The sequence below is a fragment of the Microcoleus sp. T3_D1 genome (assembly GCF_036700405.1).
Taxonomy (GTDB): domain Bacteria; phylum Cyanobacteriota; class Cyanobacteriia; order Cyanobacteriales; family Microcoleaceae; genus Microcoleus.
In genome coordinates, this window is record NZ_JAUBOV010000088.1 from 17750 (window position 1) to 29530 (window position 11781).

Annotated in this window: 14 protein-coding genes; 2 read left to right on the forward strand and 12 right to left on the reverse strand. The window is 43.9% G+C overall.

Translation table 11 applies throughout. The features are described from left to right. Positions 1 to 220: 220 nt before the first annotated feature. Complete coding sequence (locus tag QT992_RS28140; protein ID WP_333316336.1) at positions 221 to 1132, forward strand: hypothetical protein; 912 nt, start codon at positions 221 to 223, stop codon at positions 1130 to 1132. Between the two features lie 17 nt (positions 1133 to 1149). Here the strand turns inward: QT992_RS28140 and QT992_RS28145 are convergent, their stop codons facing one another. From QT992_RS28145 to QT992_RS28175, 7 genes are all read right to left on the reverse strand, one after another. Continuing rightward, entirely contained in the window at positions 1150 to 1872 is a 723-nt protein-coding gene (locus QT992_RS28145) for a DevA family ABC transporter ATP-binding protein (RefSeq protein WP_333316339.1), read from the reverse strand. A 37-nt stretch (positions 1873 to 1909) separates the two neighbouring features. Beyond that, positions 1910 to 2749: a Uma2 family endonuclease gene (locus QT992_RS28150; protein ID WP_333316340.1), complete on the reverse strand. Its 840-nt coding sequence runs from the start codon at positions 2747 to 2749 to the stop codon at positions 1910 to 1912. Between the two features lie 255 nt (positions 2750 to 3004). Further along, on the reverse strand, positions 3005 to 3355 hold the full coding sequence (locus tag QT992_RS28155; protein WP_333138474.1) for a multidrug efflux SMR transporter: 351 nt from the start codon (positions 3353 to 3355) through the stop codon (positions 3005 to 3007). A gap of 56 nt (positions 3356 to 3411) precedes the next feature. Then, the gene (locus tag QT992_RS28160; RefSeq protein WP_333316342.1) at positions 3412 to 3999 is read right to left on the reverse strand and encodes a hypothetical protein; all 588 of its coding nucleotides are present in this window, start codon (positions 3997 to 3999) and stop codon (positions 3412 to 3414) included. A 336-nt stretch (positions 4000 to 4335) separates the two neighbouring features. Next, a complete protein-coding gene (gene devC, locus QT992_RS28165; protein WP_333316344.1) occupies positions 4336 to 5496 on the reverse strand; it encodes an ABC transporter permease DevC in 1161 nt (386 codons plus the stop codon). Between the two features lie 189 nt (positions 5497 to 5685). Next, positions 5686 to 7329: an HlyD family efflux transporter periplasmic adaptor subunit gene (locus tag QT992_RS28170; RefSeq protein WP_333316346.1), complete on the reverse strand. Its 1644-nt coding sequence runs from the start codon at positions 7327 to 7329 to the stop codon at positions 5686 to 5688. 71 nt (positions 7330 to 7400) lie between these two features. After that, positions 7401 to 8138 (reverse strand): phycocyanobilin:ferredoxin oxidoreductase, encoded by a 738-nt coding sequence (locus tag QT992_RS28175; RefSeq protein WP_333316348.1) that lies wholly within the window; start codon positions 8136 to 8138, stop codon positions 7401 to 7403. Between the two features lie 139 nt (positions 8139 to 8277). On the opposite strand from QT992_RS28175, the gene tatA reads away from it, so the two are divergent. After that, entirely contained in the window at positions 8278 to 8469 is a 192-nt protein-coding gene (gene tatA / locus QT992_RS28180) for a twin-arginine translocase TatA/TatE family subunit (protein ID WP_333045245.1), read from the forward strand. 165 nt (positions 8470 to 8634) lie between these two features. Here tatA and panB read toward each other — a convergent pair whose 3' ends face one another. The 5 genes from panB to QT992_RS28205 all read right to left on the reverse strand — a co-directional run bounded on the left by panB (position 8635) and on the right by QT992_RS28205 (position 11120). Next, on the reverse strand, positions 8635 to 9411 hold the full coding sequence (gene panB / locus QT992_RS28185) for a 3-methyl-2-oxobutanoate hydroxymethyltransferase (protein WP_333316350.1): 777 nt from the start codon (positions 9409 to 9411) through the stop codon (positions 8635 to 8637). Between the two features lie 20 nt (positions 9412 to 9431). Next, positions 9432 to 9731, reverse strand: a complete 300-nt coding sequence (locus QT992_RS28190; RefSeq protein ID WP_333316352.1) for a type II toxin-antitoxin system RelE/ParE family toxin — start codon at positions 9729 to 9731, stop codon at positions 9432 to 9434. Then, positions 9728 to 9994 carry a type II toxin-antitoxin system ParD family antitoxin gene (locus QT992_RS28195; protein WP_333054747.1) on the reverse strand — a complete coding sequence of 89 codons (267 nt, stop codon included), beginning with the start codon at positions 9992 to 9994 and terminating at the stop codon, positions 9728 to 9730. The genes QT992_RS28190 and QT992_RS28195 overlap by 4 nt, the downstream gene beginning before the upstream one ends. A gap of 148 nt (positions 9995 to 10142) precedes the next feature. Then, positions 10143 to 10559 carry an aspartyl protease family protein gene (locus QT992_RS28200; protein ID WP_333341995.1) on the reverse strand — a complete coding sequence of 139 codons (417 nt, stop codon included), beginning with the start codon at positions 10557 to 10559 and terminating at the stop codon, positions 10143 to 10145. Positions 10560 to 10712: 153 nt separating this feature from the next. Further along, positions 10713 to 11120 (reverse strand): hypothetical protein, encoded by a 408-nt coding sequence (locus QT992_RS28205; protein WP_333316356.1) that lies wholly within the window; start codon positions 11118 to 11120, stop codon positions 10713 to 10715. Positions 11121 to 11781: the final 661 nt, after the last annotated feature.

Here is an 11781-nt window from a genome sequence, read left to right on the forward strand (position 1 = left end):
TCTATTGGCCAGTGCCAGCGCGCGATTTCCCCATATTTCGGAAACCGGCTTGCAGTTAAAGATAAAGTATTAATTAGAGGGTGCGTGTTCCAGTTGCAGAAATCCAGTTGTACCAAGATGATGGTGGAATGATGTCAATGTTGGTTGATCCAGTTGCACTACCAGCTCTACTCTGGAGTCCTGTATAAATATAGCGTCAAATTTTACCCTTTAAAAGCCCATGTCAACCCAAATAATCCTTGTAGAACCAAGGTTGGCAGTAGCCTCTCCCAAACCTAAACAGGCTAAACCCGGAGATCCGTCCTCAGACCAACTCTTCATGGGAGCGTCGGGATTACTGTTGTTATTGCTTATCGGTTTAGCTGTGTTTACCAAGCTAAAACTCGACGATTTGAGCAAAAAGCTCAAGTTTGAGGAGTTTAGAAATCGAGAACTCCAGAAAAAATACAAAATGGCTCTGGAAACCATGTCAAAGATGGAAAAGAATCCCGACCTTATCCACTCGCGAGACTTTAATTTAGACTACCTGAGAATGCGAATGGCGGAAGAAGTCTTTCACTTTGCCATTGTGAACCAGATCAAGGTAAAAGTTAAAGAAAAAATTAGTATTGCTCTGCGTCCGACTCAGGGGGCAGTGGGAGAAAAAAATGGGAATGCGGGCAGCGGCAGGCAAGTGGATTCGATGTTTGATATCGAATACGAAACTGGCGATCCGGCAGTAAAAATAGAAAAACGTGTGCTGTTTCGGATTCAAATTAAGCTGATGAAACTGCCGACTCAGGCAACATCGGCGACAATTAATCAAATTATTGACTGTTTGGAAACTTATCTGAGTCCTTCAGACGACCACGACAGTTGGCAGCCGACAATTCAAGGTCGCATCGTTCATATTGAGTGGGATCAAAAAGCCAAGCCGACGCCGATGTTGGTGCTGGAACAGTCGAATGAAGGGGTGAATGTTACCTTTAGAACTACGAGAACGCCTGCGGGCCGACCTGCAAATGACCTTGAGAGCCAGTTGACAGGAGCTAAAGGTCAAAAAAGTGGCAAAAGTAGTTCTAAAACTCCAGCCAAAGGTGCAACAAAAAGTCCTGCCAAGGTAGGAGGAAAGCGTCCCGGTTCTCGGAAATAAGTTGAGGTGGATTAATATTATTTTCCCGAAAGAACGCCTGTGGCAGCCGCTGTTGATGTATCTTGTGCGAGGTAGCCGTCTTCCATGTGAATAATGCGATCGGCTATGTCTAAAATGCGGTTGTCGTGGGTGACAAGCAAAATAGTGCAGTGCTGTTCTTTGGCCAAACCTCGCATAATTTCTACCACATCTCGACCTGATTTACTGTCTAGGGCTGCTGTGGGTTCGTCTGCTAATACTAATTTCGGCTGGCTGACTAATGCGCGGGCGATCGCCACTCTTTGTTTTTGGCCGCCCGAAAGACTGCTGGGGTAATAATCTATTCTGTCTCCCAACCCCACAGCTTCCAGAATTCCTTCTATTTTATCATTAGTTTCTTTGTGAGAAAGATGGTTGTGCAGGTCGAGGGACATTTGCACATTTTGCCTAGCACTCAAGCATTTGAGCAAATTATGAGCTTGGAAAATATAGCCGATGTCGCGACGGACTTTAACTAACTTATTTTTCGCGGTTCCCCGCAATTCTTGGTCCAGAATTTTCAGACTACCTTCTTGGATAGATCGCAAAGCTCCAATCAAGGTTAACAATGTTGTTTTACCAGACCCCGAAGGCCCTGTCATCAGCACAATTTCGCCAGGATAAATTTCGAGGTTGATGTCAAATAATGTCTGTTTGCGAAGTTGACCTTCGCCGAAAGAATGGTTGAGATTTTTAATCGAGACAACGGGTAGAGTGTTCATAGTAATAGCTAGATTTAAAAAAAGCAACGACCCAGGTTCATATACGATCGGGATCGATTCCCTGCGATCGCAAATAAGCCGCCAATCGCTCTTTTTGTGCTCGTTCAGCGTCGGCCCGTTGGCGTTCAGCGTCGGCCCGTTGGCGTTCCTGTTCGGCCCGTTCTCGTTCCTGTTCGGCGTGCAGGCTTTCAAGCCTAGCTCGTTCGCTTCCTGTCAGCAATAAATTGCCTTGGTTATCCCACCAGCGCAACCACTGCTGCGTCTGATTTTGATAGCTACCCGACCATACACCCAACTCTACTCCCATCAGGTCGATCGGGTAATGTCCGCGATCGTTTGGTTCCAAGCGGCGATACCGAGTATTCACACAGTTGTAGACTTCTAATTCACTGGTTTGGATTTTATAGATAGCGTAGTAGGGAATCCTGATAATCCGCTCGTATACCCAAAATTTTCCTGGTTTCTGGTTTCCGCCAGAGGGTAAAGCAGATAAGGGAGTGCTGTCGAGTTCTTCAGAACCATCACCCGAAGCAAATTCGATCGCAATCAGCGGCACAATATACTCGCGCCACAGCACGTAGGAACGGCGGTATTGCCCGTCTAATCTCGGCGGAACGTTGGGGACGTAGAACCAGTCAGGGGCTTCTGCACCCTTTTCTGGAGGGTCAGTTTCGCGCCAGTAGATACCGCAATCTTGCCCGATCGCATATTGTCCGTCAGGATGAAGATTTTGCAGCGTAATTTCCAGGGAGTCTGTGAGCAGGATACTCTGGGGATGTTCTTGAAAGTTTTTCACAAACGTGCCGTCAGATTCTGGGAGTTGCGTGTGATCGGGAAAGGCGGGAGGCAACGCTGTGGGGTTGAGGTTTTGGGTCATAGCGTAGAACCGAGGGAGAGCGCGATCGAGACGGATGCTTTCTTACAGCATAGCGTTCGATCGGCACAGCTATCCAATTCCCGATCTGGCAAAAAATTAAGGGGATAGTAAACCCAGAGTTGGTATTACTTTATTTTTTCGAGGCAGAAACCTGGTTTTTTGTGAAAATATGAGATTCCGAGCCTTTAATGTCGATTAAAAACCCGGTTTTTTTTGTACGGCTGCGTCCAGGACTGTACTTATTCTTAGCATTCTTCAATGAGATAAACCTGTAAAATTCAAAATAATCACACCTAGGATGATGAAGGAAATGGCAGAAATTCTAAAAACCGTAATGGGATCTTTAAAAAAGAAAATGCCTCCAATAGTGACAAGAGCAATCCCCAACCCGGAGAAAATTGCATAAGCTACGCTCACATCTAACTTTTTAATAGCTAAATTTAAAAATATAAAACTAATTCCATAAAAAATTAGCATCAAAATCGAGGGAACGACTTTTGTGAAACCCTCTGATAATTTCATATAAATAGTGCCTGCGGCCTCTAAAACGACAGCAAGAAGTAGATAAATCCAGCTTACAGAATAGTGTGGCTTTGGTATTGACATTTTTGTTCCTCAATAATTTTGCGTGTTTTGCTCGTTTCCTGGATAATTTAAGGGTTTTAAATTTTCACTTCAGGATATAAGGCGTTTTGTTTTGCTCTGAGAATCTTCTGTTTGACTCGATCTCCCAAATTATCTATAAGTGAATACGCTGCATCAAATCCCAAAAATGCCATAAAATATAAATTAGCCTTATACCCAAAAATGCAAAATAATAAAACTGTTATTTTGGTAATAATCCGATTGTAAAAAATTACTTTTAATACCAAATGTAACGAATTTTTATGATTATCGCTAAAATCATTTAACCATTCATCTGCAAAAGATGAAAACGCTATGGCAAGAAATATCAACAACCCAGTAGATAGCGATGAGAAGTCGATTGCAACTGGAAAAATTAATAGTCTCCATACAGCAGAAATAAGGATCGATACTGTTAAAAGTCTAAAAATTAAGTTGTCTATTTTACCCGATCCCAATAATCCTACAGCTACACCTATGAAAATTATCCCAGAGATGTAGTCTATAAAAACTAAAGAAACAAGTAAAAACATGGAGATAGCAGCTAGGAATAGTGCAATTTTTTTATTAAAAATGGATTCGTCATAGGCTTCATCAATGTATTTAGTGGAACCTCCTAAAACCATATAACCACATAACCACATAAAATGTAAAAGTTTAGCGCTAGATTATCAGCATTTTTTATGATAAAAAAAACTTATATTAGTATAACTAATGACAGGATGACAGCAGGGGTGACGATTTTCATAGTAAAGATCAACCAAAGGAAACTTTGGGCGCAAAGGAAAGTTAGACTAAAACAAATCATAATACGCATGGGGGCGATAAACCCGGTTTCTCCGAATTTTGCATTGAGTAACGAGAAATCTACGAAGAAACTGGGTTTCTGAGACTTATCCCCTGAAAATCTATCCGTTAAATCAGTTACATCCCGTACATTGCTCGTTGCCGAACTTCTTGCGTTAAAAAATATCTGCCGGATCTGCCGCCTGCAACTTCCTAACTGCGATCGCCCCTGATACAGTACACATAATAACTGTCATTGTAAACACAGTTACAACTTTTCCCAAAGTCATGTACATCGGCAAACTCGTAGCAGTTCTCGCTAAATTGTACAGCACCATAGAAATCCCAAGCCCTGGCAAATAACCAAGGATTGCCAAAATTAAAGCCTCTTGAAAAACCACACTCAAAAAGTAACTGTCTTTATATCCCATCGCCTTCAAAGTAGCGTATTCTGGCAAATGGTCGGTAACATCAGTATAGAGAATTTGATAGACAATCACGATGCCGACAATAAACCCCATTGTCGCGCCGAGAGTGAAAATAAATCCGATCGCCGTGCTTTCCTCCCAATATTTTCTCTCAAAAGCTATAAACTCTTCTTTAGAAGCAATTGTCACGTCTTGCGGTAAAGTTGCCCTCATTTTTTCAATAACTGCCTTGACATCAGTTCCCGGCTGCAAGTGAACAATTCCGACATCAATTAAGCCTCTAGTTCTTCTACTGTGAAAAATCCGCAGAAAGTTCAAATCGCTGGTAATAATATTGCCATCAGCACCGAAAGATGCTCCTAAAGTAAATAACCCCTCTACAGTAACGCGGCGGTTATCTATTTCAGTTTCCACAGGCTTTCCCTGGTTGAAATATTCTGCTACTGGCCCAAACTCCGGGCGGGAAGCTCGATCGAATAAAACGACATCTGAAATTTGGATTTTGTCCAAATTATCCTTAACTTCCGGCAGATCAAAGATGGGACGAGCGGGGTCAAAACCGATTACCATCAGTTGGCGGGTATTGTTTTTGTCTGGGGCGGGATTTTTCCACAAACCAAAGCCTAGATATACCGGGCTGATTCCGGTAACGCCATTAAAACTCAAAGCTTGATACAAACGCCGTTGGGGAAAACTTTTCATGGCTATTAAAGCCGTAGATTGCGTGCTGGTGATAAAAATATCCCCTTTTAATTGCGAGTGAAAGCTGATGGAACTTTCAAACAGAGCATCTCTAAATCCAAACTGGATAAACATCAGCAAGTCGGCAAATCCAATGCCGGCTAGCGCGATTACTAAACGCATTTTTTCGCGGGTTAACTGTGCCCAAGCTAGCGGTATTTTTGCCATAAGAGTCAATCAATTTTAGATTTTAGATTTTAGATTTAGGATTTGGGATTTTGGATTGAATAATTTTAGGATTTAAGCACGGGTGTTGAGAAATCGGGTTTTTTACGCTTATATTTGATTCACACCCTTAATCTCGGTAAAAAACCCGGTTTCTTGAGTCCCCCTGCGTAAGTTTGGTCAAGGTAAAATTTAGATGTCTATTTTAACTTCAACCTGCAAGTTTGTTAGGGTTGCAACTTTCTTGCTCGATGCCGGATCGAGGCGAATTCTTACTTCGACAACTCTAGCATCGGTGTCGGCTGCGGGGTCTGTATTGAGGACATCTTTTTTACCGATTTGTTTGCCGATGCGATCGACTCTTCCTTCCAAAGCGCCTGCAAAAACCGGGCTGGTGACTGTTGCGCGCTGGCCGTTTCGCACTTTGGCGATGTCGGTTTCGTAAACTTCTGCTATGGCGTACATTTGGTCGGTGCGGCCTAGTTCTACGATGCCGTCTTGGGTGTTGACACGTTCTCCTTGTCGGCTGTGAACTTTGAGGATGTAGCCGGATACGGGTGCTTTGACGTAACTTAAGTTTAAGTCTACTTGAGCTTTTTGTTTGGTGGCGATCGCACTTTCGACGGCTGCTTGGGCCGCTTGCACGTCTTCGGGGCGTACTTCGGCAATTTGGTCGAGATTTGCTTTGGCTTGATTGATTTGTTCTTCGCCGGTTTCTGCTTTTTGTTTGAGTATTGCTTCGGCTTGATTGATTTGTTCTCGTCCTGTTTCTATCTTTTGATTTAAGGTGGCTCTAGCTTGGTTAATTTCCTGCCTACCTGTTTCTAACTTGCGTTTGAGATTGGCTCGCGATTGATTGATTTCCTGCTGGCCTGTTTCTAATTTTTGTTTGATTGTTGCTTTAGTTTCGACTATTTCCTCACGCAAAGTTTGCACGGTTTTTTCTAATATAGCTTGCGCTTCTTTGACTCTCTGGCGAGCTGTCTCTGCTGCTAAACGTTTGGTGTCGTAGGCGGAAGCAGAAATTGCGCCTGTTTCTGAGAGTTCTTTATTGCGTTGTTCCTCGGCTTCGGCGTTGGTTAATTCGGCTTTTAGCCGATCGACTGTAGCGTTTTGAGAGGCAATTTCGCCGCGCAATTGAGCTTCTAACCTAGCCAATTTGGATTGCTGCACCTCTGTTTCTCTGTCTAGTTGTGCCTCAAATTTAGCAAGATTAGCTTGTTCGGCTTCGGTTTCTCTTTGCAGTTGTGCCTCAAATTTGGCGACGTTAGCTTGTTCGGCTTCGGTTTCTCTTCGCAGTTGAGCTTCTAAGCGGGCGACATTGGCTGCTTCGCCTTCGGTTTCTCTTTGCACTTGTGCTTCAAACTTGGCAACTTCTGCTTGTTGAGCGCCGACAACGCCTGTTTTTGCGCCTGCTTGAATTTTCGCTAATTCTGCTTGTTTGACTTTGACTTCTTTGTCGGCTTGTTGGAGGATTGCTTGGAGCCGATCGCGCGTATCGAGAACTGCTATGATTTGTCCTTGACTGACGCGATCGCCCTCTTCCACCTGCAACAGTTCAATTCTTGCTCCCTCCGACGCCGAAGGGGCCGACAATTTGATAACTTCCCCCTGCGGAGTCAACCTACCCAAAGCGGTAACGCTGTTGCGGGTGGAGGCGGAAGTTGCAGCAGCCGTTGCAGCCTCCGCCTTTAACTCTTCGGCTTTTCTCAGTTGAGATACTTGCCAAAAACCAACTCCTGTGGTAATGACAGTGGCGGCGATCGCTAAACCGATGATTCCTCGCCCTGGGGGTTTTAAAAATGATTTATCCTTGAGCCGTGATTCCTTTACCATTACTTATAAAGTAGGTGATTTCCTGATTAAGTTTTTTCCCCCTACTGTAAAGTATTGTAAACAATTTTCAGCTATTTAGGGATATCAAAAAGCACCTCGGTCATGTAATGTTCTGCCCAATCTTGACCGAAAGCTTTTTCGAGTACGCGGCGGGTTTTGTCGTTTTGCTGCTGCTGGGTGCAGTAGTAAATTTGAGCGTCTAGAATTTCCGAGGCTTCGGCGGCAGAGACTGGTTCGGAAGCGACTGCGTGTTTGCAGTGAATTTCAACGTAGGATTCAACAATATCCAAAAACCGACTGTTTTCTTCGATCGACTCTGGCCGCACAAACAGACAAAATTCTGAGAAAATATCCCCCCATTCGGGAATTGGGCGGGGACAAGAAAATTGCTTGATTGGCAAAATTTCCAGTTGGGTTCGGTAGGTTTCCGACAAAGTTCGATCTCGATTGAGGGGAGAAAGGTCTGCGATCGCGGCGCTAACTTGGCCTTTGCCTGCTACGATATCCGTACCGAACATCGGCAAAGCATAATTCGGTCTGGGAAACATCACGCAGTGCAGAATGTCAAGTACCGGCCCGACTTTAGCGAGTTCGAGGTGGATTTTGCGGAACTGAGGCGTTTGATAGCAGCGGTTTTCCACGATCAGTTTTTCTCCTTCCAAGCGCCCTTCTATATATCCCAACTCAGCGGGCAGGTGGTAGGGTTCGAGGTCGAGATAGCGGTGCCAGACTGCTTCCATTCGGTCTGCTAAATCGCGGATGAGATGGTGCTGTTGTTCGCGCAGAGAAGGCTGGGATGTTTCTAACATTCTTATTTATCGGGGGATAGCTTAATAAAACTTGATTCTACTGTTGCAGGATGCAGGAAAAAAGGTAGATACTTTAACAATATCAGTAGATTGACTTAAGATTGACTTACGATCGAGCAAGTTTTACAGGAGATTTTGTATGTTTGGTCTGGGATTGCCCGAAATGGGCATTATTGCGGTGGTTGCCATACTAATTTTCGGCCCCAAGAAGATTCCTGAGTTGGGAAATGCTTTGGGGAAAACGCTGCGGAGTTTTAAGGATGGCATCGGTCAATCTGAGGATGAAGCTGTTGAGAAGGATAAAGAGGAAGAGGGCCAGCCGAAAGTTTAAATTAGGTTTGTAGTGAGGATTTTATAGCAATCCTAAATGAGTAGTCGTAAATTTTTTACCCCACCCCAACCCTCCCCGATGCCTTGGGGAGGGAGTAAGAAATTCACAAATGATTGAGGATTGCTATAGTCCTCATTGTTCAGGACTGAAGCCATCACTACGAACCTATTCGGGAAATTTGCCTTCTCTAACTTCAAGGGAATAATCTTTCACAGCTTGGGTAATTGTTTCTCGCAAATTGGCGTAAGCTTTGGCAAAAGGCGGCTGTTTTTCGGAAAGTCCCAACAAATCAGAAGTAACTAAAACTTGACCGTCGCAGTGCGGCCCGGCGCCGATACCGATGGTGGGAATAGTTAATTTTTGGGTAATTTGAGCGGCTAAGTCTGCGGGAATGTGTTCTAGCACGATCGCAAAGGCACCGGCTTCTTGAAGGGCGATCGACTCTGCTAGGATGCGATCGGCTGCTTCGGCCGTTTTTCCTTGTTTTTTGTAGCCGAGTTGGTGTACCGACTGCGGAGTTAAACCGACGTGTCCCATCACCGGAATTCCGGCGGATGTTAGCTGGGAAACTGTGGCGGCCATTGCTGGATATCCACCTTCCAATTTTACAGCTTGAGCGCCGGTTTCTTTCAAAGCTCTCCCTGCCGAGTGCATGGCTTGCTGGGGACTTTCTTGGTAAGTCAAAAACGGCAAATCGACCACAATTAATGCTTGTTTAACTCCACGACGCACTGCTTTAGCGTGGTGCAGCATTTCATCGAGGGTTATGGGTAGGGTTGTGTCGTAGCCTAAGACTGTCATGGCGAGGGAATCGCCGACTAGGATGATATCTACGCCTGCTCGATCGATGAGTTGGGCGATCGCATAATCATAAGCTGTCAGGGCAACAATTGACCGCCCTTGTTGTTTCCACTGAATTAATTGATGAGTAGTGACTGACATTTTAGTGCAAAAATATAATATTATCTGTCTTCTACAAAAACATCCTCAAAGTCTCTATAACCACTCAACACCCTTTCAATTTGGATACCATTTTTAATAACGCGGTAAAAAATTACATATTTATCTACAGGTAAACTGCGTAGAGACGGTGCTAATTCCTCACGACTGCGCCCCATTTCTGGAAAATCTGCTAATAAACGAAATTTTTCCTGAAAAACATTAAGGAAATGGTTGGCTGCATTGGCGCTAAACTGCAACAGATAGTTCGTGAGTTCCCTTAAATCTTGCTTGGCGGGGGCACTCAAAATGTATCGACTCATTTTTCACCCTCATCGGCTTGCTGAATCTCCTCACGCAGTTCTCTTAAAACTTCTTCACCATCAAAAACCTCTCCGCGATCGGAAGCTTCAATTCCAATCATTATTTCCTTGCGGAGTTCCTCTAAACGCACCAAGCGTTCCATTTCTCGTTGTTCTAGCAATCGTAACGCAGCCCATACCACTTCAGAAGCTGATGAGTATCTACCGTTGTTGACTGTTGACTGAACAAACTGCTCTAGTTCGGGAGTTAAGGATATGTTCATTACGTTGAGTCACCTATTTGAGTCAACTACTATTTCCCATAATAACAAAAAACTATCAAATTTTGCGATCGGGATTTTAAACAATGAATCAGAGACAAGTAAGCTCTAATGTAGGTATAGCCAGCATTTCACGTTAATAATTTAGATTTTACACGCGAATATAGCTTTGCATTCCCTCTGCTGGCAAAACAATCAACCGCTGATTTTTCAAGTCCGGTTCTAAACCCAAATCTTCGAGGGGAATTAAGCCCAGTAAAGGTTCTTCTCCTGCGGGAATTTCTACACAATCATACCTGCCTTCTCGTCCAGCTACGGCCAGACCAACATTTTTGAACAGACGAAATTGTCTAGATCCTATTGCTGTCTTTCCTTGGATTTCCCCAACTAGAGTTAAACCTAACTGAGCGATAATATCTGCTGGTAAGCAGAGTCGTGTGGCGCCTGTATCGACTAAGACGTTATCGATGGTGATACAGCGTATTTGCTCTGCGGGGATGAACCCTCTTTCTGCTAGCATCTTGTCTACTTCGTTGGTGACGGTTATTGTGGCGGTGACTCGGTCCATTTTTTTATCCTTTTGTTTGGCTAGAGAATGTTTTCGTTGCTTTTTGACTAAATTATCTACAATCTAGGCGGCCTATTTTACATTTTAACAATATTTGTAACTAAAAGCGCTGTTGTTCTTTATTGTTGAAATTGGGTTGACAAATATGGCAACTTAATAGCAAAAATGCTCTCTAATTATTGAATTACGAAGCTTCTGCCATTCTTGTTTAGAAACATCTGCACGAGTTTTGTCACCCGATGGATCGCGGATATCCCAAATTGTATCTGCAATCCGATCTAGCGATCGCCCATGATAACGATAATCGAAGTCCCAGAAAGCATCACCGACGCAATCTCCTTGTGTAGTAATCATTTCTCGATCGACTGTATTACGAATAGCATTCCATTCGCGGATGTAGGCAGAAGAATCGTCAGATCGCAATTTTCGACCTCCCAATTGAGGATTCACTCTATAAAAAAACCAATCCGTCAGCCTATCCACAGCTTGAGTTCGTGATTCATAATCGCTGACTCCCGCACGGGCTAGATTAGTGCCGACAATAGCGATAGCCAAACCCATAACACACACCGCTGAGAACTTCGAGGCTGAGTTAATTGACAGTGATTTAATTAGCATAGCGAGCTATAAAGTAAATGAATTTCAAGTTTAATTTAAATTAAATTTATAGCCTTTCTCAGTAACATGAGGTACTCTCGCGGGCATAGGGCATAGGGCTCCGTGGGCATAGGGCTCCGTGGGCATCGGGCATCGGCATAGGACTCGCCCCCATACCTCACTTTCTTGAGAACCGCTATAACTTTTATATCCCACAATTGGAAATATACATTTCGCGTCGAATTGCTAACCATTCATTGCTGTGGGCTTTATCACCTCTACTAATTTGCTGCCCTGTCGTTTGAGGATGACGGCTATAAAAAATTATATCTGCGAGGCGATCGTAGGTTTGCTCGTATGTCTCGCCGTTAATTACTGTGAATTCCCATCCTATATCTCTTGGGCCGGGACTATTGCAAACTTCTTGTGCGGGCTTAACTCGTGGATCTATTGCTGTGCGTAATCTCTGTCATTCATTTATATAGTTGCGATCGCCCGCTTGCAGTTTGCGATTGTTGAGTTCAGGATTAACCTTGTAGAACAAGAAAGGGAGCATCTCAGTTATGCAATAAGTAGAAATACTCAGAGAAAAAGTATGAGAGAATAGGACAAAAGATAAAAGGAA